This window comes from Sphingomonas sp. H160509 (assembly GCF_024124765.2).
GTDB lineage: Bacteria > Pseudomonadota > Alphaproteobacteria > Sphingomonadales > Sphingomonadaceae > Sphingomonas.
Window position 1 is genome coordinate 3,185,450 of sequence record NZ_JAMXSR020000002.1, and the last position, 24,952, is coordinate 3,210,401.

A 24,952-nucleotide genomic window follows, 5' to 3' on the forward strand; every position below is an offset into this window, starting at 1 on the left:
TTCAGGAGATCGGCATGAAATTGTTCGGGTGGAAATCCGGGCGCGATGAGTCGCGGCCGGTGTTGTCTCGGTCTTCGGCGGGGGCGATCGGGGGCTCTGCGTTTGGCGAGTGGCCGCGGAGTTACGAGGCACAGGTGCGCGAGGCGCATCTGGATAATCCGATTGCGCAGCGGGCGGTCAAGTTGGTGGTGGAGGGGCTGGGGAGCGCGCCGATCGTCGCGTCGGATCCGGCGTTGCTGGCGCTGGCGACGGTGCGGTCGGGTGGGCAGACGCTGATCGAGACGGTGGCAGCGCATCTGATGCTGCACGGCAATGCGTATGTGCAGGTTTTGCGCGACGTAGATGGGGGGCGCGGCCGAGCTTTATGCGCTGCGGCCCGAGCGGGTGACGGTCGAGCCGGATGCCAGTGGGTGGCCGGCGGCGTATCGGTACCGGGTGGGGGAACGGGTTTCGCGGCTGCATGCGGATCCGGTGCGGCCGGAGGTGATTCATCTGAAGAGCTTCAATCCGGTCGATGACCATTACGGGTTGGGGTGCCTGGGGGCAGCTTCGGGAGCTGTCGCGATCCACAATGCGGCGGCGCGGTGGAACAAGGCATTGCTGGATAACGCGGCGCGGCCTTCGGGGGCGTTGATGTACGATCCGAAGGACGGCGCGGTGCTGTCGACCGAGCAGTTCGAGCGGTTGCGGGGCGAGCTCGAGGCGTCGTTCTCGGGGGGGGGAATGCCGGGCGGCCGATGCTGCTGGAGGGGGGCTGAGGTGGCAGGCGTTGAGCCTGTCGCCGGCGGACATGGATTTCGTGGGGACGAAGGCGGCGGCGGCGCGGGAGATCGCGCTGGCGTTCGGGGTGCCGCCGATGCTGCTCGGGCTGCCGGGGGGATAATTCTTACGCGAATTACCGGGAGGCAAACCGGGCGCTGTGGCGGCTGGCGATCTTGCCGCTGGCGACCGCGGTGCTGGGCGGGATCGCACAGGGGCTGGCCGGGTGGTTCGAGGGGGGCGGCGATCTCGCTCGATCTCGATCGGGTGCCGGCGCTGGCGGAGGATCGCGAGCGGCTTTGGGGGATGGTGAGCGGGGCTGGCTTTCTCAGTGATGCGGAGAAGCGGGCGTTGCTCGAGATTCAGGAGGTGGTCTGATGGATGGGGCGGTTTTGGCGCAGTTGATGCGGCAGGGGGCTGAACGCGGTGTCGATCTGGTGACGCTGCGGGCGATCGTGGAGGAGGCGGGGGAATTGGGGGCGGCTCGGGCCTTGGCGCGGGTGGCATTGAGTGACGAGCGGGCTCGGGAGGATGTGGCGGAATTGCGCGAGCTGCTGGCGGCGTGGCGGGATGCGAAGCGGTCGGTGTGGAAGGCTGTGGTGGGGTGGATCGCTCGGCTGGCGATGGCGCTGATGTTGGCGGGGCTGGCGGTGAAGCTGGGGTTTGCCGCGTGGCTGAAGTGAGTGTCGCGTTCGCGGGGTATGCGGCGGTGTTCGATGTTGTCGATCGGGCTGGGGATGTGGTGCGGCGGGGGGGCTTTTACTGATGCTCGCGTGGTGCCTTTGTTGTGGCAGCATCGGGGTGGGGTTGTTGGGTCTTTGTCCGTCGTTGCGGAGGATGCGCGGGGGTTGCGGGTTGAGGGGGTGGTTGCGGATTTTGAATTGGCTCGGCTGGTTCGGTCTGGGGCGGTGGCTGGGTTGTCTGTGGGGTATCGGGCGACGTCTGTGCGGCAGGGGGTGAGGCGGGAGTTGCTGGCGGTCGAGCTGATGGAGGTTAGTCTGGTGGCGGTGCCTATGCAGGCTTTGGCTCGGGTTGAGGTGGTGGACATCGTGGCGTGAGCGTTTTCCTGCGGACGCAGGAATCCAGGGTCGAGTGGTGAGACGCGTGTGACCCTGAGCTCCTGCGTTCGCAGGAGAACGGTGATTGGTGCAGGTGTTCCGTGCCTCACGCCCCCTCTCCCTACCACGCGCAAAGAGCGCGCGGGCCCCCTCCCCTCTCCCCGGAGGGGCGAGGGTTCTTTTTTGAGTTTCATTGGGCGTCCTGCGGGGCGCCTTTTTTCGTTTCATGCGAGGAGATAGATATGAGTGTTGTTGACCGGCCGGTTTTGGCGGGGGCTTCCCCGTTGGCGCAGAATGCGGCGTTTGTGGGGTTCGTTCGGACTGGCGCTACGCTGGAGATGAAGGCTTTTACCGGGGTTACGGGGGATGCCGGCGGGTTTGCGGTGCCGCGGGAGATCGATGCTCAGATCGATACTTTGCTGAAGGGCATTTCGCCGATCCGGTCGATCGCCAACGTCGTGAAGGTGGGGTCGGCTGGGTATCGCAAGCTCGTGACCACGGGCGGTACGCCGTCCGGTTGGGCGGCGGAGAATGCGGCTCGGCCGGAGACGGCTTCGCCGGTTTTCGTCGAGATCGCGCCGCCTACGGGGAGCTGTATGCAAACCCCTCGGCTAGCCAGGCGATGCTCGACGATGCCGCGTTCGATGTCGAGGAGTGGCTGGCGGGCGAGATCGCGATGGAGTTTGCGAAGGCCGAGGGGGGCGGCTTTCGTGTCCGGGTCGGGGGTGTCGCGGCCGAAGGGGTTTCTGACGTCGGCGACTGCGGCGACTGCGGATGGGGTTCGGGCTTTCGGGACCTTGCAGTATCTCGCGAGCGGGACGGCGGGGGGACTTTTCGGCGAACCCGCAGGAGCGGTTGATCGATCTGGTTCAGTCTTTGCGCGGGCCTTATCGGCAGGGGGCCAGCTTTGTCATGAACGCGGCTACGTTGGCGCGGATACGGAAGTTCAAGACGACGGATGGCGCGTTCGTCTGGGCGCCTTCGCTGGCGGCTGGGGTGCCGGCTACGCTGCTGGGGTATCCGGTGGTGGAGGCCGAGGACATGCAGGATATCGCGGCGAATGCGCTGGCGATCGCGTTCGGGAATTTCCGCGCGGGGTATATTATCGCCGAGCGGACCGAGACCGGGATTTTGCGCGATCCGTATTCGAACAAGCCGTTCGTGAACTTCTACGCGACCAAGCGGGTCGGTGGGTGCGTGACGAACTCCGAAGCTATCAAGCTGATGAAGTTCTCGGTGGCTTGAGTGGTGCTCCCTCTCCCCTGCGGGGAGAGGGGAAGGAGGAGCACTTGCGACGGGAGGGTGAGGGGCGGTTGGGATTGGTGTCCCTAGCCTCACTCCCCTCTCCCTCCCACGTGCAAGGGCACGCGGGCCCCCTCCCTCTCCCCGGAGGGGCGAGGGAAAATAGGAGACATCGTTATGACGGGGTCGGCGATTTCTGCCGGGGTGATCGCTGAGGTGGTCGTCGCGGCTAGGGCTTTGTTGCGGGTGGAGACGGGGGAGGATGTCGTGTTGGCGCGGTTGGCGTCGACGGCTTTGCTGCTGGGGGAGGCGTTCCTGGGGGGCGGCGGTGATCGTGCGGCCGTTCGAGGATGTGGTGACCAGTGCGGCGGGGTGGCGGCGGTTGCTGGTCGCGCCGGTTACCGTGATTTCCGGGCTGACCGGGTTGCCTGGCGAGGGGGCGCCGTTCGTGTTGGGGGTCGGGGCTTATGCGGTCGATATCGATGCGGATGGGGTCGGGTGGGTTCGTGTACTGGCCGCCGGGTCTGCCGGACGGGTGGCGGTGGCGTATTCGGCTGGGCTGGCCTTGAGTTTCGAGGCGGTGCCGGCGCCGATCGCGCAGGGGGTGGCGATGCTGGTCGCGCACCTCTTTGATCACCGGGAGAGCGATGTGGCGCCGCCGGCGGCGGTGGCGGCTTTGTGGCGGCCTTATCGGCGGATGCGGCTGTCCGCTGGGGTGCATTCGTGAGTGGGCGGGTGGTCTTGCAGGCTGCGATCGTCGCTCGACTGAATGCTGTGCTGGACGTGAGCGTGTTCGATGCTCCGCCGGTTCGGGGTGGGCTGCCGTATGCGGTGGTCGACGAGCCGGTGTTGTCGGACTGGAGCACCAAGACCTGGGTCGGGCGGGAGGGGCGCGTCCTGGTCACGCTATTCGATGGGGGGAGCGGCCGGTTCGGGCGCGGGCTCTGCTGGCGACGGCGGAGGAGGGGTTGGAGGCACTGCCGCCCGATCTCGGCGAGGGGTGGCGGGTGGTTCGGCTGGCGCTTGTGCGGTCTCGGGTGCTGCGGGTCGGGGATCGGTGGCGGGGGACGTCGGAGTTTCTGGTGCGGATGTACCGGGAGAGTTGAGCTTCGAGACTTGAGAGATGCACCGCGAAGACGCGGTGCAGGCTGGATCCCCGCCTTCGCGGGGAAACAAGGAGGGAGCTTACATGGCGGTGGAGAAGGGGAGTGCGTTCCTGCTGAAGGTGGGGAACGGGGCGGTGCCGGTGGTCTATGCGACCGTGGCGGGGCTGCGGACGACGCAGATGTCGGTGAATGGGGAGGCTATCGTTGTCACGACGAAGGACTCTGGCGGGTGGCGGCAGTTGCTGTCGGGGGCTGGGGTCTTTACCGGGTCGGTGGCGGAGTTGCGGGTGAAGGCTAGCGCGCTGACCGGTGTGCTCGATGACTATCGGCTGGCGTTCGAGGGGGGGACACGATGACGGGAAAGTTCCTGGTGTCTCGGCTGGACTATGCCGGCGATTTCAATGGGGAGCGGTCTTACACTCTCAGCCTGGAGAGTTCCGGGGCTGTTGTTGTTGCTTAACTTTCCCTCTCCCCGTCGGGGGAGAGGGGAAGGAGGAGCGCTTGCGACGGGAGGGGTGAGGGGCTTTGGGGCGAGTGTTCCGTGCCTCACTCCCTTCTCCCTCCCACGCGCAAGCGCGCGCGGGCCCCTCCCCTCTCCCCCGGAGGGGCGAGGGGGGTTTTTGGAGAATTCTCATGGGTGATTTGGCGAATCCGGTTCGGGGGGAGGGGTCTCTTCGGGTTGGGGGGAGGTGCTTGTGCTTCGGCCTAGCTTTGCTGCGTTTGTGGCGGCCGAGGGGGAATTGGGGCCTTTGTTTGCGCTGGTGGAGCGCGCGGCGGAGGGGAAGCTCGGGATCGGGGAGATGGTGGGGCTGTTCTGGCATTGTCTGCGCGAGTGTCCCGAGGGGGGTTACTCGGGAACGGTTGGGGGAGGCGGTCGTCGAGGCGGGGCTGGCGGCGGTGACGCCGGTTTTGCGGGGGCTGTTGCGGCAGATCCTGGCGGGGAAGTGACGTTTTCCGAGAATGCGGCGCGGTTGGCTGGCTTTGCTGGCGCGGTGCTGGGGTGGGCGCCGGAGGTTTTCTGGCGGGCTACGCCGGCGGAATTGGCGGGGGTTGTGGGGGCTTTGGTGGGGGATGTGACGGCGCCGCCGGATGCTTCGACGATCGCGCGGTTGAGGGGGGCTTTTCCTGATGGATGATCTTGATGCGGCGCTGGTGAGCGTGCGGGCGGATACGACCGGGTTTTCGCGTGATGTCGAGGCGATGCGGGGGGAGTTGGAGGGGGTGCTTGGGGCTGGGGCGGAGCGGGCTGCGCTTCGGCTGGAGGCGGGGCTCTTGCGGGCGGTTCGGTCGGGGAAATTGGGGTTCGAGGAGCTGAAGGGGGTGGCTCTGTCGGCGCTCGATGCGATCGCTTCGGCGGCGCTTAAGGCTGGGGTACAGTCTGTGTTGAGTGGTGGGGGTTTGAGTGGGGCGCTGGCCGGGCTCGTTGGTGGGTTGCCCGGGCGGGCGACTGGTGGGCCGGTGTCTCCGGGGCGGGCTTATGTCGTGGGCGAGCGGGGGGCGGAGGTTTTCGTGCCTACCTCGAGCGGGCGGGTTGAGGCTGGTGCGCCTGGGGGGCGTGCGCGAGGTGCGGGTGGTGATCACGGTGAATGCCGCCGGGGGAGTGCGCCTGGGGTCTTGGCGCAGTCGAGCCGGCAGGTGGCGAGAGCGGTGAAGGCGGCTTTGGCTGGCGAATAGTCCCTCTCCCCGACGGCGAGAGGGAGAGGAGGAGCCGTAGGCGACGGGAGGGTGAGGGGTGGTTGGGATCGGTGTTCCTAGCCTCACGCCCCTCTCCCTCCCACGCGCAAGGGCGCGCGGGCCCCTCCCCTCTCCCCGTAGGGGGCGAGGGAAAGTTGGAGGATCTTATGGCGCATTGGCTTTGCTCGGGGCGGACTGTGCAGGTCGAGGGGCTTGTGTCTCGGTTCGATCCTCGGTTTTGGACGGTGGATTTTCCGCGGCCGATGATGGCTTCGGTTGTCACTACCGGCCCTGCGTCCCTGCGGGTGGATGCGGTGTTTTATCGGGCGGATGATCTTGCGGGGGTCATCTGGGAGGCGGTGGATCGGTTCGATCATCCTTTGCTGCAGTATGAGACGTCGCGGAATTTTCGGGACTGTCGGCTGCGGTTTCGGTGGCGGTCTTTGGGCGTGATGGCGCTGGATGCCATCAACGGCCCGACGTTGACGATCGAAGGGCGCGATGCGGCTGGGGTGGCTCGGTCCTGGTATGTGCGGTTGTGGAATTATGCGGTGGGTGCACCGGAGGATGCGGTCGTTTCGCTCGATTTCGCGGCGATGGTTGGCGGGTATGACCTGCCCGAGGATGGCGATCCGGTGTGGGCAGGGGATATCGACCGGATGTTCGTGTCGGTTGTGCCGCCGGAGTATACCGAGGTCGATGCGCCGCTGGCTGCGCCCCGCGAGGGGTGGGTCGAGTGGACCGATCTCGTCTGCGAGGGGCCGGGGGCGGTGCTGGCGATCGGCGATGCCGTTGTGCCCGAGCACGGGGTCCGGATCGCCGGGGGGGTATGACGACAGCTATAATCTGACGCCGGCGCGGTTGCTGCGGAATGCGCTGCATCTGGGGTACCGGGGGAGCATCACGCATTATGTGGGCATGAGCCATTATTTCCGGCTCGAGGGGGCTGGGGGCGGGTTTTACGTGTCGGCGGCTGGGGGCGTTTTGAACGCGGCTTGTGCGGCGTGGCATTGGGATTTTGCGGGGCGGGCTAAGGCGCTTGGGTTCGATGTGATCTGGTCGCTGAGTTACGAGCTGTTCGACGCGCATTGCTGGGGCGATTGGAAGCAGCGGGCCGCCGATGGCTCGCCGGCGCTGACGGGGTGGGAGCCGCCTTCGACGTTGCTGTCGCCGGCGCATGGCGGGGCGATGGGGTATCTGCAGGCGGTCGCGCGGGCGTTCATGGGAATCGCGGTCGCGGCGGGGTTGGCGCCGAAGTTTCAGGTGGGCGAGCCTTGGTGGTGGGTGATGCCGGATGGGCGGCCTTGCTTCTACGATGCGAGCGCGGTGGCGGCGTTTGCGCCGGTCGAGATGGCGAGCATTCGTAGGTCGAAGACGCCTGCGCAGATCGCGACGCTGGATGCGGCGGGGGGTTTGCCTGGCGGCGTCTACTGCGGCGCTGGTGGCGGCTGCTAAAGCCGAGGCGCCGGGGTGCGTGTCGCATCTGCTGACGTATCTGCCGACCGTGCTGGAGGCGAAGGCGCCGGAGGCGAAGCGGGCGAACATGCCTTTGGGGTGGGCTAGTCCGGCCTTCGATGTGCTGCAGCTGGAGGATTACGACTGGGTGACGGCGGGGGATTCTTCGTCGTCGGCCGAGGGCGTGGCGGTGGCTTTTGCGCGGCTGGGGTATCCGGTGGAGAGGCAGCACTACTTATCCGGGTTCGTGTTGCGGCCTGACCAGGCGGCGGAGTGGGGGCTGATCGAGGCGGCCGCCGAGGTGGCTCGGGCGCGGGGGGTGGCGGAGACGTTCCTCTGGGCGCTGCCGCAGGTGATGCGGGATGGGTTCGTGCATTTCGATAGTTCCGGGGGAGACGAGGTCGTGGAGGCTTTCGATGACGTGCTGTTTCCGTTGGCGCTGGGGCGCGAGGCCGAGGTGGCGCCGGGGTTTTCGACCGCGATTTTGACGAGTGGCGGGGGGCGGGAAGCGCGAAATGCGGCGTGGGCGGAGGCTCGGACGTCGTATGATGTGGGGCCTGGGTTGCGGAGCGAGGCGGATATTGGCGTGCTGCTCGCGTTCTTTCGGGCGCGGATGGGGGGCGGCGCGGGGGTTTCGGTTGCGGGATCCTTTTTGACTTCGATGCTGTCGGGGAGGTCGTCGGGGTTGGCGATGGGGTCTTGCGGCGGTTTGCTTTGGTGAAGTCGTATGGGGCGATGGAGCGGCGGATTACGCGGCCGGTTGCGGGGAGTGTTTCGGTGGCTTTGGGGGGCGTTGGGACTTTGGCGTTTTCTGTCGAGGCTGGGGGGTGGGTGGTGCTGGATGTGGCGCCTGCCGTTGGGGCTGTGGTGACGGCGGGGTTCGCGTTCGATGTGCCGGTTCGGTTTGCCGAGGATCGGTTGAGCGTGGCTCGGGCTACGTTTCTGGCTGGGGTGGCGGCGAGTGTGCCGCTGGTTGAGGTTCGGGAGGCTTAGTTTCCCCTCTCCCCGCTGGGGAGAGGGAAGGAGGAGCCGCTTGGCGACGGGAGGGTGAGGGGTGGTTGGGATTTGTGTCCCTAGCCTCACTCCCCTCTCCCTCCCACGCGGAAGGGGCGCGCGGGCCCCTCCCTCTCCCCGCAGGGGCGAGGGTATGCTTTCGGAGGAGACGCTCATGTTTCTGGATACTGAGCTGGCTACGATCGCCTTGTGCTGGCGGATCGAGCGGCGGGATGGGGTGGCGGTGGGCTTGACCGCGCATGACCGGGACCTGGTGGTGGACGGGCTGGTGCACCGGGCTGCGCCGGGGATGACGCCTTCGGCGATTCAGCGGAGTGAGGGGCTGGAGGCGGATACTATGGATGTGGCGGGGGGCTTTGACGAGCACCGCGATTGGCGAGCGGGATTTGCTCAGCGGGCGCTGGGATGGGGCTCGGGTGGTGCTGTTCGCTGTGGACTGGACCGATCCGGTTTCTCGCGTCGAGTTGGGTGAGGGCGTGATCGGGGCGGTCGAGTTGGGGGATGGCGGGTTCACGGCCGAGTTGCGGGGGGCGAGTGCGGCGCTGGATCGGCCGGTGGTGGAGGAGACTTCGCCGGAGTGTCGGGCGGAGCTGGGGGATCGGCGGTGTCGGGTGGCGATGGCGGGGCGGCGGCGGTTTGCTCGGGTGGTCGCGTGCGTGGGGGGCGGTGGTGACGCTGGACTCGAGCGCGGAGGGGCTTGGGGGTGGGCTGCTGCGGTGGTTCGGGGGGCGCGAATTGTGGGTTGGAGAGTGCTGTTGCGCGGGGCGCCGGGGCGGCGGTTACGTTGCGGGCGGTGCCTTCGTTCGTCGTGGAGGCGGGGGTGTTGGTTGAGGTCGTTGAGGGGTGTGACAAGAGTTTGGCCACCTGTGCGGGGCGATTCGAGAATGTGCTGAACTTTCGGGGGAGCCGTATCTGCCGGGGATCGATCTGCTGACGCGATATCCTGGGGCTTGAGCCGGATTGCGGCGGCTGCCGTTGCTGCGGTGGGGACTCGGTTTCGGTTGCATGGGCGGGGGGCGGACGGGCTCGATTGTGTCGGGCTGGTCGCGTTGGCGCTTCGGGCGGGTGGTTATCTCGGCGACGTTCCGAGCGGGTATGCGCTGCGGGGGGCGATTGGGGTTTGCTCGATCGGATGCTGGTGCGGGTTGCCGAGGCTGAGGCGGGCGACGTGCTGTTGATGGCGGCGGGGCCGGGGCAGGTTCATCTTGGGATCAGGACGGTGGGCGGGTTCGTGCACGCGGACGCGGGGTTGCGGCGCGTGGTGGAGCGGCCGGGGATGCCGCCATGGCCGGTGCTCGGTGTGTGGCGGATGGGGGGTGACATGGCGACCTTGGTATTGACGGCCGTGGGGAGCGCGGTGGGCGGGCCGATCGGGGGCGCGATCGGCGCGTTGATCGGGCAGTCGGTGGATCACGCGCTGTTCGCGCCGAAGCGGCGGGAGGGGCCGCGGCTGGTCGAGCTGGCGGTGCAGACCTCGTCCTATGGAGCGCAGATCCCGAAGCTGTTCGGGACGATGCGCGTGGCGGGGACGGTGATCTGGGCGACCGACCTGATCGAGAGTCGGGCTTCGTCTCGCTCGGGCAAGGGGCAGCCGAGCACGTCCACCTATTCCTATGCGGCGTCTTTTGCGGTGCTGTTGTCGGCTCGCGCTATCCGCGGCGTGGGGCGGATCTGGGCTGAGGGGAAACTGCTGCGGGGGGCCGCTGGGGACTTTAAGATGGCAACCGGGTTTCGGTTACATCTTTGGGGGGTGAGGATCAGGCGGTGGATCCGTTGATCGCGTCGGCGGAGGGTGCGGCGACACCGGCGTATCGGGGGGCGGCTTATGCCGTGTTCGAGATGTTGCAGCTCGCGGATTTCGGGAATCGGATTCCTTCGCTGACGTTCGAGGTGATCGCGGACGAGGGGCAGATGCTGGTGTCGACGATCGCGAAGGTGCTGGCGGGGGAGGTTTCGGGGACGGCGGCGCTAGCGGTCGGCGGGTTTGCGGCGTCGGGTGGGAGCGTTCGGGCGGTGCTGGAGATGCTGGGGCAGGCTGGTGGGGCATGGTTTGCGCCTTCCGGAGCCGGGTTGGTGATGCGGGATGCGGCGGCGACTACCGTTGTCGTGGCGGACGAGGGGTTTGCGGTTGAGGGGAGGGGCGTGCGGCGGGCTCGGGCTGTGGCGGCGATCGAGACGGTGCCGCGGACGATGACGGTTGGGTATTATGATGCGGCGCGGGATTATCAGGCGGGCGTGCAGCGGGCGCGGCGGCCGGGGGCTGGCGTGCGTGACGATCGCGTCGAGGTGCCGGCGGTGCTGGAGGCGGGCGCGGCGAAGACTGTGGCGGAGGCGATGCTCGCGCGGGCTGAGGCTGGGCGGGTGCGGCGGACGATTGCGGCCGGGTTCGAGGCGATGGCGATTGCGCCGGGGGCTTGCGTGACGATTGCTGGCGAGGGCGGCGTCTGGCGGGTGGCCGATGTGAACATCGAGGCAATGGTGACGACGCTGGGGCTGGTGCCGCTGGTGGTGGCTTCGCTGCCGGCGACTGCGACGAGCGGACGGGTTTCGGGGGCGGTGGATGCGGTCGTCGGGACGACGATCGTGCGCGCGTTCGAGGTTCCCGGGTTGGGGGATGCTCCGTTGAGCGCGCCGCGGATGACGGTGGTTGCGGCCGGTACGGGGGCGGCGTGGCGGCAGGCGGCTTTGCTTTACAGCGTTGATGATGGGGTGAGTTGGGTGGCGGCCGGGGCGACGGCGGCGCCTGGGGTGCTTGGGACGATTGCGGTTGTGGCGCCCGGCGCACCGGCGACGCTTGTCGATCTGCGGGGAGCGTTCGAGGTGGTTCTTGCGCATGCGGAGATGGAGCTGGGCGATGCAGATGCGGCGGCGCTGGATCGGGGCGTGAATTTGGCTCTGCTGGGCGACGAGCTGGTGCAGTTCGGTCGGGCGGAACCGCTGGGCGCGGCGCGGTGGCGGTTGAGCCGGTTGCTGCGTGGGCGGCGGGGAACCGAGGCTGCGACTGGCGTGCAGATGGTTGGGGAGCGGTTCGTGTTGCTCGAGGCGGGGGCGGCCCGGGCGTTCGACTTGCCGGTGTCGGTGCTGGGGCGCGAGGTTCGTGTGATCGCGTCCGGCGTCGGCGATGATGCGCCGGTCGAGACGCGGTGCGTGATGCGCGGGGCTTCGGTGGTGCCGCCCTCGCCGGTGCATCTGCGATTTGCGAGCGAAGCCGATGGTAGTGCCACGGTACGCTGGACACGGCGAAGCAGGGCGGGGTGGCGCTGGATCGACGGGGTCGATGCGCCGCTGGCCGAGGAGGTCGAGGCGTACCGGGTGACCGTGACGGCCGGCGGAACCTCGCGCGATGTCGATGTGGCGGAACCCTTTGTCTCGATCACGGCGGCGGAACGCATCGGTTCCATAAGCATCGCAGTCCGGCAGCGTGGCGTGTTCGGAGAGTCGCTCGCGGCGGACCTGATCGTACCGCCCCTGATCGTACCGGCGTGATTCACCAACGGGGGAACGAATTATGAGCGACGACCGCACAGCGCGTCTGGCACTGCCGTTGTTGCAGCCTGGGCAGGCGCAAAAGGAAGCGACGCATAACGAGGCGCTGACATTGTTGGATCTCGCGGTGCAGGCGAGCGTGACGGCAGTGGGAACCAACGTGCCGCCGGTCGCGCCGACCGCGGGCAGCGCGTGGATCGTCGGGACCGCGCCCACCGGTGGCTGGGCGGGGCAGGCGCGAGCGATCGCCGGGTGGACGGCAAGCGGGTGGCGTTTCCTGGTGCCGCGCGAGGGCATGGCGGTGTGGAGCATTGCCGATGGACAGTCGGCGCGGTTCGGTGCGGGCGCGTGGACGCTGGGGGTACTGGCCGGAACCAAGGTCTCGATCGGCGGAGTCGACGTGGTGGGTTCGCGTCGTCCGGCGGTTCCCGACCCGACCGGTGGCACCGTCGTCGACGTGCAGTCGAGAGCGACGATTGGTGCCATATTGGCAGCATTGCGGGGGCACGGATTGATTTCCGTCTAGAACACCCTGAAAACTGTGTCGTTCCAGCAACACTTCTAACTTTTGTCAGCTTGCGTGGAAACAAGCCCGAGGATAGGGAGTTTGCGATGTCCGTGTGACACTCATGAAAGGGGATTTATATGCGGAAGCTTGCCGTCGTTCTGGCACTCGCCTCCACCGCACTTGCCACTCCCGCCCTCGCCCGCGACAAGTCGTGGTACGTTGGCGTCGAAGGCGGTGCGATGATCGTTGAAGATATCGATTATGATATCGGCAACCTGAATAAGGCCGGTTCGGTCGATCATGACTATGGTTATGACGTCGATGCGGTCATGGGTTACGACTTTGGTGGTTTCCGTCTGGAAACCGAAGTTGGCTACCGTAAGGCAACCGTGGACGGCTACTCGTCGTCGACGACCACGCCAGTGTTCGGTGCAACCGGCGTTCGCGGCAACGCGGGTGCAAACAACTACGACTACGCTGGTGGTTCGTCGTCGGCGCTCAGCTTCATGCTGAACGGCCTTCTGGACTTCGGTCCGGACGATGGCATCCAGGGCTTCGTCGGCGGTGGTGTTGGTGTTGCTCGCGTCAAGGCGCAGTACGCTCTCAACAACAACGGCGACTTCCTGAACGACTCCGGACACCGTGTTCGCGTATCAGGGCCTGGCCGGTATCCGTGCACCGCTGACCGACCACATCGACGCTACGCTGAAGTATCGTTTCTTCAATGCCGAGAACGTCAAGCTGGTCGACGTTTCGAACCGCGTGTTCGACGGTCGCTATCGTTCGCACAGCATCCTTGGTGGTGTGACGTACAACTTCGGCGAGCCTGCTGCTCCACCGCCGCCGCCGCCGCCGCCGCCGCCTGAGCCAGTCGCTCCTCCTCCGCCGCCTGCGCCGGTCGAAGTCGTCTGCTCGCCTGGTCCGTTCATCGTGTTCTTCGAATGGGACAAGTCGGACATCACGCCTGAGGCAGCGTCGATCCTCGACAACGCCGTCACGCAGTACCAGTCGTGCGGCAACGCACAGGTCATGCTGGCAGGTCACGCCGATAAGTCGGGTTCGGCATCGTACAACGTCGGTCTGTCGCAGCGCCGCGCAGATGGCGTGAAGGCATACCTGTCTTCGCATGCCATCCCGGACAGCGTCATCTCGACGGAAGCATTCGGCGAGAGCCGTCCGCGCGTCGAGACCGCCGATGGCGTTCGCGAAGTGCAGAACCGTCGCGTGGAAGTCACCTACGGTCCGGGTTCGGGCCAGTAAGACTTTCGCCAACCGGCTCTCGGGTCGGTTACGGAATGAAGATTGGGGGAGGTCGGCGCAAGCCGGCCTCCCTTTCTTTTTGTGCTTCGCGCACAGGGGCCGATCGCGAAGGTTCTTGGATTGGGCGAGGGTTGATTTTGTTCGCGCGGAGGCGCGGAGGCGCGGAGAGTAAGGGCGGAGATGAATCGTTCCGGGTAAGCGCATCCGCGAATGCGGCTTTGGATGATCGGCTTCGCCAAGGCGGGGCGATGGCGGAACGCGCTAACCAAGCCGGCTTCTTACTCTCCGCGGCTCCGCGCCTCCGCGCGAACAAAATCAACGCCCGGGCCTTTCGCGACGGCGGTGTTTGGCGGAGCGTCGATGTATTCACGCGAAGGCGCAAAGGCGCGAAGAGGGTTTGCCGGTGGCGGCGTTGGTCGCCTTCTCATGGGATTTTTAGTGCTGTCGCGAGGGCGGGAGGCGCAGCGCTTGGCTGGGGCCGACATCTTTGCGCCTTCGCGCCTTCGCGTGAACACATCTATCGACGCTTCACCGTGGCGGCTCGCGACTATAGTGAGAGCGGACTTAGCGAGGAGATGCAGATGAAACCGCTGATTGGTCGGGACACGCGGCTGTGCATGTCGTTGTCGGCGCGGCCGGGGAATTTCGGGTCGCGGTTTCATAACCGGCTCTACGAGCTGACCGGGCTGGATTTCGTCTACAAGTCGTTCTCGACCACGGACTTGGAAGCGGCGATCGGCGGGATCAGGGCGCTCGACATTCGCGGGTGCGCGATCTCGATGCCGTTCAAGGAGGCGGTGATCCCGCTGCTCGACGAGTTGGCGCAGTCGGCGAGCGCGATCGACAGCGTGAATACGATTGTCAACGACGACGGCGTGCTCACCGGGCACAACACCGATTACGGCGCGGTCGTCGATCTGGTTGCGGATCTCGATCGGGCGATGCCGTTCGTGGTGCAGGGATCCGGCGGGATGGCGAAGGCGGTCGTGGCAGCGCTCGGCGACAGCGGATTTCGGGGTGGCACCGTCGTCGCGCGGAACGAAGCGGCCGGGCGCGCGATCGCGGATCGCTATGGTTTTGTCTGGACGGCGGAAGCGGAAGGTGAGGGGGCGTTGCTCGTCAACGCTACGCCGCGCGGGATGGTTGGGCCGGATGCCGATGTACTGGCCTTTCCGCACGCGATGATCGCGGCCTGCACCGTAGCGTTCGACGTGGTGCAATATCCGGTCGCGACGCCGTTCCTGAAAGCTGCGGGCGAAGCAGGCAAGCGTTGCATCACCGGGGCCGACGTGGCCACGCTCCAGGCGTTGCAGCAGTTCGTGCTGTATACGGGCGTGACGCCGTCGCTGGCTCAGGTAACGGACGCTGCGGACTGGGCGCGCGCGCATCCGTGAGCGAGTCAGTCGGTGGGCGTATCGGTTAGCGCCGTGGCCAGCCAGGGCGCAACGATGGCGTCGCCAAGCGATTCGACGCGGCGATGCTCTACCATCAGGCTGAGTTCGGGATAGGTCACGCGTGTCCGTCCGCTGGGTTCGGTGAACGGCGCGACGATCAGCCGGCGGTTGACCTTCGAGCGATGGTGCATCCGTGCGGTGTTCTCCTGGCCAACGTAACACCCCTTGGTGAAGCTGACGCCGTTCAGTTCGCGCGCGTTGCATTCGAGCCAGAGCGTCTCGCCCGCGCCGAGTTCGCCGACGCCTTCGGTCACCCCGAGCGACAGGCGATGCGCGTGCCAGTCGGTTGCCGGGTCGGCGGGCGGTCCCAGCCACCGGCGGCCCAGGTCCGCAAGGCGAGGGTCGGGAACGCCGCGGTCGCCTTCCGGTGCCCAATGGACTGCGAGATCGTCGAGCGCGAATGTGATTGCGCGGCGCAGGCGGTAGAGCGAGAGACGCTTCGTCAACGCTTCGGCTTGCGCGGCCTCGATGTCGATCAGCACGTCGGTGCCGTCCGCCCACAGGATGAAGTCGAACAGCACCTTGCCTTGCGGCGACAGCAACGCCGCCCAGGCGGGTGCGTCGGGCGTCAGCAGCGCCGTGTCGGCGGTGACCAACCCCTGCAGGAAGCCGCGTACGTCTTCGCCGGCGACGCGGATCACGCTGCGGTCGGCGAGCATCGTTCCGGGGGGATCAGTGTTCATCCGTACCACCTAGTGCGTGCGCGGCGATTTCCAACCAAGGTATGATCCCGACCGAAGGCCGCATCCGCCCATGCGACGAAAACCCGTGTTCGTCCGTCTGGCGTCGGGGCACGTGCGCCGATAGGAAGGCGGCATGACCGACCGCCTCACGATCCGCCGCCCCGATGACTGGCACGTCCACCTGCGCGATGGCGCGATGCTGGAGGCGGTGGCTGGGCATACCGCGCGGCAGTTCGCGCGTGCGATCATCATGCCGAACCTGACCCCGCCGGTGACCTCGATCGCGGCGGCGCAGGCGTACCGCGGTCGGATCATGACGGCGGTTGGGGACGCCGCGTTCGCGCCGCTGATGACGTGCTACCTCACCGACGGCACCGATCCGGTCGAGCTCGAGCGTGGCTATACCGAGGGCGTGTTCACCGCGTGCAAGTTGTACCCCGCGCATGCGACGACCAATTCGGCGCACGGCGTCACCGATATTCGCGCGCTGACGGCTGTGCTGGAGACGTTGCAGCGGATTGGCATGCCGCTGCTGATCCACGGCGAGGTGACCGACAAGTCGATCGACATCTTCGACCGCGAGGCAGTGTTCGTCGAGCGTGTGCTGACGCCGCTGGTGCGCGACTATCCAGGGCTGAAGATCGTGCTGGAGCATATCACGACGGCCGAGGCGGCGGCGTTCGTGGCCGAGGCGGATCACCCAATCGCGGCGACGATCACGCCGCAGCATCTGCTGATCAACCGCAACGCGCTGTTCGACGGTGGGCTTCGTCCGCACGCCTATTGCCTGCCCGTGTTGAAGCGCGAGACGCATCGGCAGGCGGTGCGGCGGGCGGCGGTATCGGGGTCGCCGCGGTTCTTCCTGGGGACGGACAGCGCGCCGCATGTCGTCGGGGCGAAGGAATCCGGGTGCGGGTGCGCGGGAATCTTCAACGCACCGTTCGCGCTGGAGGCGTATCTGCGCGTGTTCGACGAGGAGGGCGCGCTCGACAAGTTCGAGGGGTTCGCGTCGGAGCATGGCGCGCGGTTCTACGGATTGCCGCTGAACGAGGGGACGGTGACGTTGGTGCGCGGCGACGCCGAGGTGCCGACGTCGATTGGCGCGGGGATTCGGCGGTGGTGCCGTTCCTGGCGGGGACTAATGTCGGGTGGCGGTTCGAGGAGTAAAATTACCTCCGATCGCAGTATGTCCCCAACGTTCCGTCATCCTGGGCTCGACCCAGGATCCAGAGCCATGCATGTCGGCGTTTGTGGCTCTGGATCCTGACTTCGTCAGGATGACGGGCGGCTGGGATCTACGGCTGCAGGCCCGCCTTCAACCGATCGAGCCACAGCCGCGCTTCCTTCTGCTCGCCGACTGCGCTGGCGCTGACTGGGCCTCGCGCGGCGAAGAAGTCGCGGTGGAGCGCGAACGGCTCAAGCATCAGGCGGTCGCGCATGGAGTCGATGTCGGTGCCCATCTCAGTGAGCGCGTCGATCGTCGGCGCGATCGCGGCGCGGACTCGGCGGTCCGGGGTACGGTCGAACAGGCCCAGCGAACCGGCGGCGGTTTTTTCGAGCGCTGCGAGGAGGGTGTCGCGGTATTCGGTTTCGAGGTCTTCGCGCTGGGCATCTAGACGGGCGAGGCGGTCGGGTTTTGCCATTTGCCGGGGGGTAGCGCTTGCGGGGCGGGCGTCAACTTTTGGGCTTGGCTTTCGAATCGCGCCACGAGCCAAGTCGTTGTTTGGCGCGCGCCGTGGGCAAAGCCCACGTCGTCGGACGGGGCCTTGCCCCGCCGGCCGGGCTTGTCGGAGTCAGCCGGGCGTGGCCGGCTGCCCGACTGCGCCTAAAACGGCAGCCACCTGCTCTTGTGGGTGATGTTCATATACCCGACGTTGACGCCCGCGCGCCAGCCGACGCCCAGACGGATCGGGATCAGGACGACGTTGCCGCGGCGGAGATAGGTCGCGGCGAAACCGCCGACCAGGTACAGCCGGCCTTCGACGGCGGGGAAGCGTTTGTAGAGTTCTTCGGTGTCGTAGAGGTTGTAGACCAGCACGAAGACCTTGTTCGCGTCGCCGCCGACGTCGAAGCCGACCGACGGACCGGTCCAGTAGACCGGCTGCTGGCCCCTCGACCTTGTGGCTCATGATCCCCGAACCGTAGCGGACACCGAGGATGAACGCGCCCGACGCCTCTCGCCCGGCGATGTACGCGTTGGGCTGACCCTGGTCCTTGAGGATATTCTCGAGAATGCCGCCGAGCCCCGCGGCGCCCTTGCCGAACACACCTTCGCCCGCCGCTAGCAGATCGTCGCGCTCATAGGTGTCGGCGGCCTGCATCGTCGCCTCGGCGCGCGTCTCCGGGGGGCGTGTGGTGGTCGTCGTGACGGGCGGCGCGGAGTCCTGGACCGGGGTCTCCGGATAGGCGGGGTCCGGTGCGGCCGGGCGCGACGGCTGCGTGGTGGCCTGCGGACGCGAGGGGGCTGATAGGCGCGCGGCGCGAGATCGCCATCGATCGCCTGATTGGGATCAATCGTGCGGACCTGCGCGGACGCGCTCGCCGCGCCACCCACGGCACTCCCGCAAACGGCCGTCGCAATGGCACCAAGGCCAAGCCAGAAGCTACGCATGTCGATCCCCAAACCCATCGCAAACACGGGAGTCACCCCGAAGCAGGGCGGTCAACCGCTGCGCCACGAGTTAACCCCTGAGCCACGAGTTAACCAGCGCAGGGCTTGCCGTGCAATGAACGATGGGCGCGAGCCTGTCGAATTCGGGCTAATTCGAGTGAATGGCCGGGTAGGCCGGGACATGAGATGGCTAAATCCAGAGAATGACGAATAACGCGCTGGACGCCATTACAGGCGTTGCCCCTTCCGCCTACCCTCGCTATAGCCCCGCATCTGCTGCAGCCGGAGACGTGGGTGAGTGGCTGAAACCAGCGGTTTGCTAAACCGCCGTACCGGGTTTACTGGTACCGAGGGTTCGAATCCCTCCGTCTCCGCCATTTTTGCCAACGCATCGACCCTGCTAGCTGGCGATCTCGCCGAGCTTCAAATGCTGCGGTGACTGCTCCTGGTAACGCCCACGTATCGCAAAGCTGTAATCGTTTTGCGGCACACACCTACTCTGGTCCACTCCGTTTTTTGACGTCGCTTCGAGAGCCCGGGCTTGAAGCGGGTGTTACGAGCGCTGGACGGAGTTGAGTTGGGGGGCCGCATGCTGGGGCGGTCGATGCCGTCCTTGAGATTACCTTGCTCGTAGATAGCGTGGCGGTACCAAACCGGCATCCGGAATTGTTATAGGCGACATTTAGAGCGGGGTACTCATAACTGCCGTTGGATGTCCGTAACTGCGTCGACTGATTGCCGAGGACTGATGACGGATATCTTTCAAACATGCTTATAGCGTTTGTGATTAGACGGCGGCCATTGGCTGACTCGTTCTTTTGAAGGTTTTCGCGCTATTCGACGATGCTGCCTTGTCGAGGGATCTGCACTGCCGGTCGGTTCCCGACGCAGATTTCTTCGAACCATGCATCGTCGTGAGGAACGACGCTGAGGCGGCAAATCAGCGCGCTAAATCTAGCCGAAGACAAATACCGGTAGCTCCCGCAAATCCCTTACCCACCGGAAACGTCCGTTCCGGGAAAGACGTGGCTGGACGAACGTTGGCAGGAACCTACGGTGTCGGCAGCCGGGGGACTGAATTTGACCGTTGTACCAACACTCGAGCCGCTTGCGTATCATCGTGCGGTCGTCGGATACCTGACCACGTCGGAGCCTGAGATCTGGGCTTGGGCGATGGCGCAGGAGACGCGTGGGGAACAGGTCGAAGAGGTGCGGGCGACGCTGTTGCGGCAGAATTACCGGCTCGACGCCGCGGCGCATCCTGAGATCTACGAGGATTGTCGCGCCGTGCTGGCAGTGCTGGGGGTCGAGGCGCCGGTGACGATCTATCAGGCACCCGACAGCACGATGAACGCGGCGCTCTGGTATGTGCCCGGTGAAATCCACCTCGTGCTGTACGGCCCCGTGCTGGAAAAACTGTCGCGCGTGGAGCGTGTCGCGTTGTTCGGCCACGAACTGGCGCACTACAAGCTCTGGTCGATCGAGGGCGGTATCTATCACGTCGCCACCACGGTCCTCGATCATGTGCTGGCCTATCCGAACGCGGCCCCCAGCCATGCGGAGACAGCGCGGATCTACCGGCTTACCACCGAGCTCTATGCCGATCGCGGCGGCGCGGTTGCCGCAAACGCCACCGCACCCGCGATCGCGACGTTGGTCAAGACGATGACCGGCTTGCTGAGCGTCGACGCCGAGGCGTATCTGCGACAGGCGGCCGAACTCGAGACGACCAAGCCGGTGGCGGAGGGCGTCACGCATCCGGAGATATTCCTGCGCGCGCAGGCGCTCGACAAATGGTGGCGGGCGGACGTCGATCTGGAGGACTGGCTGACCGAACGCATCCGCGGGCCGCTGTCGATCGCGACGCTGGACCTGCTGCGACAGCAGGACATGACCGCGATGACGCGCGCCGTTCTTGCCAAGCTTGCCAAGGACCCGGCGGCGGGGGGCGAGGCGGTAGCGGCGCAGCTGCGGCGCTACTTCCCAGACTGGGGACCCGACGAGACACCGATCGACGCCGCCGCGCTGGCTCCGGCCAGGATCGATGCGGCAACGCGCGAGTATCTGATCGCGCTCAGCTTCGATCTGGCGATGGCCGATCCCGACGACCGCGATGCGATGCTCGTGGCCGGTGCCCGGCTCGCCCAGGACTATGACGGGCTCGCTGCGTTTCGCGAGGCGCTCAAGCGCGATCTCAAGATGAACCGCCAAGCGATCACCCGCCTCCTCGCGCCGCTCGACAAGGTTTCCGCATGACCCAGCCCGTCTCGATGCAGCCCGTCGTTACGCTGCGCCAGCGTCTGGCCGCCGATGGCGGTAGCGTGCCGTCCGAGGATCTGTTGCGCGCGGTGCTGCCGTTGATGCGCGAGGTCGGCGCTTTGCACGCGCGCGGACTGGTCGCGGAGCTTGGCGACGAGGCGGTGGTCGATCGTGATGGCGAACTCGCGCTCGGCCGCCCCGATGGGCGTCCGCCGCAACTGAACGAAGCGGGCATCCGTGCTGCGCAGCCGCGCGTCTCGTCGGCGTTGCGGGTGGTCGGCGAATACCGCGTGACCACCGACATCGAGACGGGATCGCAAGTCGACGATCTGCGCGCCGGCAGCTCCGGATGGGGAAAGGCCGGATGCCGACCTGCGGGAAGCGGTGAACCCCGCATACCAAATCGGCTATCGGAGTTGGGAGGAGCAGGTCGGCCATCACGACGAGCAGACCGATATCTTCTCGATCGGACTGATCCTTGCCAGCCTCGCGTGCGGGCTCGACTTCAACGATGAGACCGACGTCAGGCGCTTCTCCGCCGACCAGGGCAATCTGTTCAGGCTCAACGGCGCGTTGCATCCGGTGATCGCGTCGCTGATCGGCGAGATGACCGCGCTCAACCGGCACGAACGCGCCAGCGACCTGATCGTGGCGGCAAGCCGGCTGGAAGACTATCGCGATCAGCCGGTCGGGCTGGATGTGAACCGCGTTCTGGCGGGGGCGATCGGCGTCGGCCGAGCCGCCGCGCGGCTGTCCTCGCGCATCTGCGCGATCGTCTGTTCGACCTCTCGCGCCGCAACCGCCTGATCCATTTCCGCCCGACCCAGGCGACGGTGAACCTGACCGTCGCCAGCGTACCGATGGTGATACGCCTCGAATCGATCCGTGCCGAGCAGCTCTGCACCTGGGATGGCAAGTTCGCCGCCGAGGTGCTGGGCGGCAAGGTCAGCCTCGCGAAATGGTTGCGGTTCGAGGACCAGCCCTACCTGCCATCGGCGTTCGACCGGGTCATTCAGGAGACGCGCCGTGATCGCGCCGAATATGGCTTCAGCCATCTCCGGCTCGTCGTCGCTTATCTGCATTGGCACAATCTGGAAGGAGTCGCCGGACGAGCGCATCCAGTCGCCGTTGCTGTGGCTGCCGGTCGAGGTCGCCAAGCAGAAGGGCGTGCGCGATCAATATTCGTTGCAGATTGCCGACACCGAGGCTGAGTTCAACCCGGCGCTTCGCCATTACCTGCGGCAGCTATACGATATCCAGCTGCCCGAGCGGGTCGACCTGTCGCAGACGTCGATTGCGGAAATCCAGGCGGACCTGCTCGCGCAGATCCAGCGCACCGAGCCCGGCGTGGCGCTCGCGTTGAAGACCAAGCCGGAAATCCAGCTGATCCATCAGAAGGCCGTCCAGCGGTTGCGTGTGTTCCAGCGTCGACGCGGCGCGACGGCCGGCAGCCAGGGGATCACGCGACCCGAATTCAGCTACGATCGCGACGATTACCGGCCGCTCGGGCTCGCGCTGTTCGAGAAATACGTGAAGCCGAGCCCGCTGCCCCAACGGATTGCGGTGGGGGGCGGCGATGCCGCCACGGCCCGATCGCATGGCGGCGGAGGCCGAAGCGACGTCCTTCGCGCTGGCCGGCGGCGAAGGTCACCGGTTCTCGTGGGAGATCGACCTGACGCAGGTCACGCTGGCGAACTTCAACTACAAGAAGATGTCGCTGGTGCGCGACTATACCCAGCTGATCGACGACCGGGTCACGCCGCCGTCGTTCGACACGGTGTTCTCGATCGAGCCGCGCCCGATCGAGGCCTCGCCGCCGCCACCGCTCGCACCGTCCGACCTGTGGAGCGTAGTGCCCGCCGATGCGACGCAGGAGGTGGCCGTCTCGATGGCGCGGACCGGGCGCAGCTTCATCATCCAGGGGCCGCCCGGCACCGGCAAGTCTCAGACCATCACCAACCTGATCGCGGACTATGCCGCGCGCGGCAAACGCGTGCTGTTCGTGTGCGAGAAGCGCGCCGCGCTCGACGTCGTGTTCAACCGGTTGAAACAGGCCGGGCTCGATCGGTTGGCGTGCCTGATCCACGATTCACAGGAGGACAAGAAGAGCTTCGTCCTCGATCTGAAGGATTGCTACGAAAGCTGGAACAAGGTCGACGATGCGATCGACCATCATCGCGCCACCCGCGATCGGACGGTCGCGGCGCTGTCGCAGCATCTCGGCCGGATCGCGGCGTTCGATCGGGCGATGGCGCATCTACCGACGGACTCGACGGTCACGCTGCGGGCGATGATCCGCCGAATGCTCGCGCTGCCCGAGCCGACCGGGGCCGATCCCGCGACCCGCGAGCGCTTGCCGACACTGGTGGAATGGGACGCAAATCGGGCCTTGGCGGATCGCATCCACCGGACGGTCAGCGACGCGTTTGGTCTCGACAGCCTCGCCGAGCATCCGTTCGCCAGACTGTCCCCGGCGACGGTCGCCGACGAGCGATGCTATGCGCAGGTGTCGGCGATGGTCGCGGAGGGCGAGCAGCTGTTCGACCGGATCGATCCTATGCTGGAGGACGACGGCACCCTGGTGTCGGGGGATACCAGCCTGGCGGATGCGCTCGTCGTAGTGCGATCGGCATCGGCGGCGGTGCAGACGAACCTTGCGGGCAACCTCGATCTGCTCGACCCGACCTCGGCCGCGTCGCGCGAGTTTCGCGACGCTAGCGCCGTGTGTGCCGCAGCTGCGTCGAAACACGCGGCGGCGGCGGACGCGGCAGGGCATTGGACCGATCCGCTATCCCCCGAGGACGCGGATGCCGCGCTCGATCAGGCGCGTCGACAGGAGCCGGGCTTTTTCAAGTTCCTGAGCGGAAGCTGGAACCGCCTCAAGCGCACAATCCACGAACGCTACGATTTCTCGGCGCATGCCGTCGAACCCAGCATCACCGTCGTGCTCGAACGGCTGGTGGCACGCCAAGTTGCGGCGGCCGAAGACGCCGCCGCGCGCGCTACGCTGAACGCGCGGTTCGGAACCGACGATGCCGATGCGCTGGCCGCACTGCGTGACAGGTGGTCCGACGATGCTGCGCCGGTTCTCGTCCGCCGCCTGGTCGCCCATGCGCAGGCTTCCGCGGATCCGGCCGCAACGCTCGTACGGGAAGCGCGCGCTACCACCGCCATCGAATCGCTCGCCGCGCTGTGCGATCGTCACCTCGTCGATGGCCAGGCCATGACGTTGAGCGCGCTGGCCGAGGCGATGCGCGACATGCGCGAGGGCCTCGATGACCTGCCCGACCTGTTGCCGCTGCTGCGGGCGGCGGATCAGGCGGGGCCGCGGGTGGCCTTTGCCTTGCGAACAATGACGCTCGATCCGGCGCGTATCGAAGCGCTCGTGCTCGACGAGGCGATCAGCCGCGCGTTGCGGGCGGAGCCGGCCCTGCACCGGTTCGACGCCGCGCAACTCGCGTCGAGCGCGCGCCGGGCCGCGCGCGCCGGCGAGATCCTCCAGGACGACAATGCCGCCTGCATCCGCGCCACCGCAGCGCAAGTTCCGCGATCACGTCCGCCAATCGACGTTGTCGGTGACGCAGCTCGATGGCGCCGGGCGGGAAGCCAAGAAGATATACGCGACCGGGCGGCGCGAGCTGGAACACGAGTTCGGCAAGACCATGCGCTATCGTTCGATCCGCGACCTGTCCGACGACGAGACCGGCGTGGTGGTCAACGACCTGAAGCCGGTATGGCTGATGAGTCCGCTCTCGGTATCGGACACGCTGCCGCTCCAGGCGGACCTGTTCGACGTCGTGATCTTCGACGAAGCCAGCCAGATCCCGATCGAGGAGGCGGTGCCGGCGCTCAGTCGCGCGCCGCAGATCGTCGTCGTCGGCGACGAGATGCAGCTGCCGCCCACCAGCTTCTTCGCCGCCGCGCGCGACGAGGACGAGATGCAGGTCACCGCGGAAGAAGACGGCCAGACGATGGCGATCCTGCTCGATGCCGCCAGCCTGCTCGCCCAGGCGGCGCGAAGCCTGCCCGCGACGTTGCTTGCCTGGCATTATCGCAGCCGCTCCGAAGCACTGATCAGCTTCTCCAATGCGGCGTTCTACGATGGCCGGCTGGTCACCATTCCCGACCGGACGATCGCCGAGACCGGCGCGTCGCCGACGGCGGTGCGATCGGACGACGAGAGCGCGTCGATCGAAAGCGTCGATCGACTGCTGGCGCTCGCGATCAGTTATCACCCGGTCGCCGACGGGCTTTACGACAAGCGCGCGAACCTTCCCGAGGCGCGGTTGATCGCGGCGATGGTCCGCAACCTGCTCGGCCGCGAAACCGGGCTTAGCATCGGCATCGTCGCGTTTTCCGAGGCGCAGCAGACCGAAATCGAAA

Annotated in this window: 14 protein-coding genes, 1 tRNA gene and 14 pseudogenes; 25 read left to right on the forward strand and 4 right to left on the reverse strand. The window is 66.7% G+C overall.

Going from position 1 to position 24,952, the window contains the following annotated elements:
* Positions 1-14: 14 nt before the first annotated feature.
* From NHF48_RS17430 to NHF48_RS17505, 17 genes and pseudogenes are all read left to right on the forward strand, one after another.
* Positions 15-1,137 (forward strand): annotated as a pseudogene (locus tag NHF48_RS17430) (phage portal protein).
* Positions 1,137-1,442, forward strand: a complete 306-nt coding sequence (locus NHF48_RS17435; RefSeq protein ID WP_183129183.1) for a DUF6127 family protein — start codon at positions 1,137-1,139, stop codon at positions 1,440-1,442. The pseudogene NHF48_RS17430 and the gene NHF48_RS17435 overlap by 1 nt, the downstream one beginning before the upstream one ends.
* A pseudogene (locus tag NHF48_RS17440) lies at positions 1,439-1,817 on the forward strand (HK97 family phage prohead protease). The gene NHF48_RS17435 and the pseudogene NHF48_RS17440 overlap by 4 nt, the downstream one beginning before the upstream one ends.
* 338 nt (positions 1,818-2,155) lie before the next feature.
* A pseudogene (locus NHF48_RS26135) lies at positions 2,156-2,545 on the forward strand (phage major capsid protein); the annotation flags it as partial.
* On the forward strand, positions 2,440-2,676 hold the full coding sequence (locus NHF48_RS26140) for a hypothetical protein (RefSeq protein ID WP_446741172.1): 237 nt from the start codon (positions 2,440-2,442) through the stop codon (positions 2,674-2,676). The pseudogene NHF48_RS26135 and the gene NHF48_RS26140, both read left to right, overlap by 106 nt.
* Positions 2,592-3,062: a phage major capsid protein gene (locus NHF48_RS26145; RefSeq protein WP_446741173.1), complete on the forward strand. Its 471-nt coding sequence runs from the start codon at positions 2,592-2,594 to the stop codon at positions 3,060-3,062. The genes NHF48_RS26140 and NHF48_RS26145 overlap by 85 nt, the downstream gene beginning before the upstream one ends.
* Positions 3,063-3,387: 325 nt before the next feature.
* Entirely contained in the window at positions 3,388-3,786 is a 399-nt protein-coding gene (locus NHF48_RS17450) for a head-tail connector protein (RefSeq protein WP_253071811.1), read from the forward strand.
* A 462-nt stretch (positions 3,787-4,248) separates the two neighbouring features.
* Positions 4,249-4,625 (forward strand): annotated as a pseudogene (locus NHF48_RS17455) (phage tail tube protein).
* A gap of 173 nt (positions 4,626-4,798) precedes the next feature.
* Positions 4,799-5,113, forward strand: a pseudogene (locus tag NHF48_RS17460) (gene transfer agent family protein).
* Positions 5,110-5,301, forward strand: a complete 192-nt coding sequence (locus NHF48_RS17465; RefSeq protein WP_253071812.1) for a phage tail assembly chaperone — start codon at positions 5,110-5,112, stop codon at positions 5,299-5,301. Before NHF48_RS17460 ends, NHF48_RS17465 begins: the two are co-directional and overlap by 4 nt.
* The gene (locus tag NHF48_RS17470) at positions 5,294-5,839 is read left to right on the forward strand and encodes a tail tape measure protein (protein WP_342454683.1); all 546 of its coding nucleotides are present in this window, start codon (positions 5,294-5,296) and stop codon (positions 5,837-5,839) included. The genes NHF48_RS17465 and NHF48_RS17470 overlap by 8 nt, the downstream gene beginning before the upstream one ends.
* A gap of 167 nt (positions 5,840-6,006) precedes the next feature.
* Positions 6,007-8,287 (forward strand): annotated as a pseudogene (locus NHF48_RS17475) (DUF2460 domain-containing protein).
* Positions 8,288-8,441: 154 nt separating this feature from the next.
* Positions 8,442-9,262, forward strand: a pseudogene (locus NHF48_RS17480) (DUF2163 domain-containing protein).
* 367 nt (positions 9,263-9,629) lie between these two features.
* Positions 9,630-11,794, forward strand: a pseudogene (locus tag NHF48_RS17490) (phage tail protein).
* A gap of 22 nt (positions 11,795-11,816) precedes the next feature.
* Positions 11,817-12,320 carry a DUF2793 domain-containing protein gene (locus NHF48_RS17495; protein ID WP_253071814.1) on the forward strand — a complete coding sequence of 168 codons (504 nt, stop codon included), beginning with the start codon at positions 11,817-11,819 and terminating at the stop codon, positions 12,318-12,320.
* Between the two features lie 119 nt (positions 12,321-12,439).
* Positions 12,440-13,562, forward strand: a pseudogene (locus tag NHF48_RS17500) (OmpA family protein).
* A 575-nt stretch (positions 13,563-14,137) separates the two neighbouring features.
* The gene (locus tag NHF48_RS17505; RefSeq protein WP_253072471.1) at positions 14,138-14,956 is read left to right on the forward strand and encodes a shikimate 5-dehydrogenase; all 819 of its coding nucleotides are present in this window, start codon (positions 14,138-14,140) and stop codon (positions 14,954-14,956) included.
* Positions 14,957-14,961: 5 nt separating this feature from the next.
* Here NHF48_RS17505 and ygfZ read toward each other — a convergent pair whose 3' ends face one another.
* Positions 14,962-15,699, reverse strand: coding sequence for a CAF17-like 4Fe-4S cluster assembly/insertion protein YgfZ (gene ygfZ, locus NHF48_RS17510; protein WP_253071815.1), 738 nt, complete (start codon positions 15,697-15,699; stop codon positions 14,962-14,964).
* 133 nt (positions 15,700-15,832) lie between these two features.
* Between ygfZ and pyrC the strand changes: the two are divergent.
* Positions 15,833-16,866 (forward strand): annotated as a pseudogene (gene pyrC, locus NHF48_RS17515) (dihydroorotase).
* A gap of 128 nt (positions 16,867-16,994) precedes the next feature.
* Here the strand turns inward: pyrC and NHF48_RS17520 are convergent.
* Positions 16,995-17,342, reverse strand: coding sequence for a hypothetical protein (locus NHF48_RS17520; protein ID WP_253071816.1), 348 nt, complete (start codon positions 17,340-17,342; stop codon positions 16,995-16,997).
* A 182-nt stretch (positions 17,343-17,524) separates the two neighbouring features.
* Positions 17,525-18,310, reverse strand: a pseudogene (locus NHF48_RS17525) (DUF1134 domain-containing protein).
* Positions 18,311-18,594: 284 nt separating this feature from the next.
* On the opposite strand from NHF48_RS17525, the gene NHF48_RS17530 reads away from it, so the two are divergent.
* The 5 genes and pseudogenes from NHF48_RS17530 to NHF48_RS26150 all read left to right on the forward strand — a co-directional run.
* Positions 18,595-18,687, forward strand: a tRNA-Ser gene (locus NHF48_RS17530).
* A 703-nt stretch (positions 18,688-19,390) separates the two neighbouring features.
* Positions 19,391-20,566, forward strand: coding sequence for a M48 family metalloprotease (locus NHF48_RS17535; protein ID WP_253071817.1), 1,176 nt, complete (start codon positions 19,391-19,393; stop codon positions 20,564-20,566).
* Entirely contained in the window at positions 20,563-21,084 is a 522-nt protein-coding gene (locus NHF48_RS17540; protein ID WP_253071818.1) for a hypothetical protein, read from the forward strand. Before NHF48_RS17535 ends, NHF48_RS17540 begins: the two co-directional genes overlap by 4 nt.
* A 58-nt stretch (positions 21,085-21,142) precedes the next feature.
* The gene (locus tag NHF48_RS17545) at positions 21,143-21,376 is read left to right on the forward strand and encodes a hypothetical protein (protein WP_263816919.1); all 234 of its coding nucleotides are present in this window, start codon (positions 21,143-21,145) and stop codon (positions 21,374-21,376) included.
* Between the two features lie 234 nt (positions 21,377-21,610).
* Positions 21,611-21,748, forward strand: a pseudogene (locus NHF48_RS26150) (hypothetical protein); the annotation flags it as partial.
* Positions 21,749-21,814: 66 nt separating this feature from the next.
* Here the strand turns inward: NHF48_RS26150 and NHF48_RS17555 are convergent.
* Entirely contained in the window at positions 21,815-22,168 is a 354-nt protein-coding gene (locus NHF48_RS17555; protein WP_253071821.1) for a hypothetical protein, read from the reverse strand.
* A 112-nt stretch (positions 22,169-22,280) separates the two neighbouring features.
* On the opposite strand from NHF48_RS17555, the pseudogene NHF48_RS26155 reads away from it, so the two are divergent.
* Positions 22,281-22,610: pseudogene (locus tag NHF48_RS26155) on the forward strand (AAA domain-containing protein); the annotation flags it as partial.
* A gap of 1,699 nt (positions 22,611-24,309) precedes the next feature.
* Positions 24,310-24,909: pseudogene (locus NHF48_RS26160) on the forward strand (AAA domain-containing protein); the annotation flags it as partial.
* Positions 24,910-24,952 lie beyond the last annotated feature (43 nt).

What these genes read in the sequence shown, in the direction of transcription:
- NHF48_RS17435 (WP_183129183.1), top strand. Translation starts at nt 1,137, where the DNA reads ATGGATGGGGCGGTTTTGGCGCAGTTGATGCGGCAGGGGGCTGAACGC.
- NHF48_RS17495 (WP_253071814.1), top strand. Translation starts at nt 11,817, where the DNA reads ATGAGCGACGACCGCACAGCGCGTCTGGCACTGCCGTTGTTGCAGCCT.
- NHF48_RS26145 (WP_446741173.1), top strand. Translation starts at nt 2,592, where the DNA reads ATGGGGTTCGGGCTTTCGGGACCTTGCAGTATCTCGCGAGCGGGACGG.
- NHF48_RS17470 (WP_342454683.1), top strand. Translation starts at nt 5,294, where the DNA reads ATGGATGATCTTGATGCGGCGCTGGTGAGCGTGCGGGCGGATACGACC.
- NHF48_RS17555 (WP_253071821.1), bottom strand. Translation starts at nt 22,168, where the DNA reads ATGCGATCGGGCCGTGGCGGCATCGCCGCCCCCCACCGCAATCCGTTG.
- NHF48_RS17505 (WP_253072471.1), top strand. Translation starts at nt 14,138, where the DNA reads ATGCAGATGAAACCGCTGATTGGTCGGGACACGCGGCTGTGCATGTCG.
- NHF48_RS26140 (WP_446741172.1), top strand. Translation starts at nt 2,440, where the DNA reads ATGCTCGACGATGCCGCGTTCGATGTCGAGGAGTGGCTGGCGGGCGAG.
- NHF48_RS17520 (WP_253071816.1), bottom strand. Translation starts at nt 17,342, where the DNA reads ATGGCAAAACCCGACCGCCTCGCCCGTCTAGATGCCCAGCGCGAAGAC.
- ygfZ (WP_253071815.1), bottom strand. Translation starts at nt 15,699, where the DNA reads ATGAACACTGATCCCCCCGGAACGATGCTCGCCGACCGCAGCGTGATC.
- NHF48_RS17540 (WP_253071818.1), top strand. Translation starts at nt 20,563, where the DNA reads ATGACCCAGCCCGTCTCGATGCAGCCCGTCGTTACGCTGCGCCAGCGT.